Consider the following 344-nt stretch of genomic DNA (forward strand, 5'->3'; position numbering starts at 1 on the left):
GAATTTGTAAGATTCTAGGTATTTCTAGAACAACGTATTATCGGCATTTAAATAAGCATGAAGAATACACACTGACAGAAGTTGAAAACCAAATTCATCAACTATGTGTTGAGAATCATTTTCTTTATGGGTACCGAAAAATTCATGCCCTACTGACTAAAAACAGCCTGGTAAAGTGTAGCGTGAGTAAAGTTCAAAGAATTATGTCACGTCATGGCTGGGGTTGTCGTTTTAAACAAAAACGTTTTAATAAGCCTGGTAATCCTTATAAAACCTTTGAGAACTTAATTAACCGTGATTGGAATACAGCTCAACCCTTGCAAAAACTGACAACCGATATCACT

At 35.2% G+C, this 344-nt stretch carries 1 protein-coding gene; it reads left to right on the forward strand.

What is annotated here, in order from left to right:
- Positions 1 to 92: 92 nt before the first annotated feature.
- A partial coding sequence (locus tag FC84_RS09240) for an IS3 family transposase (protein ID WP_420864704.1) occupies positions 93 to 344 on the forward strand: 252 nt, incomplete at its 3' end.

The organism is Lapidilactobacillus dextrinicus DSM 20335, from assembly GCF_001436095.1.
In the GTDB taxonomy this organism is placed as follows: domain Bacteria; phylum Bacillota; class Bacilli; order Lactobacillales; family Lactobacillaceae; genus Lapidilactobacillus; species Lapidilactobacillus dextrinicus.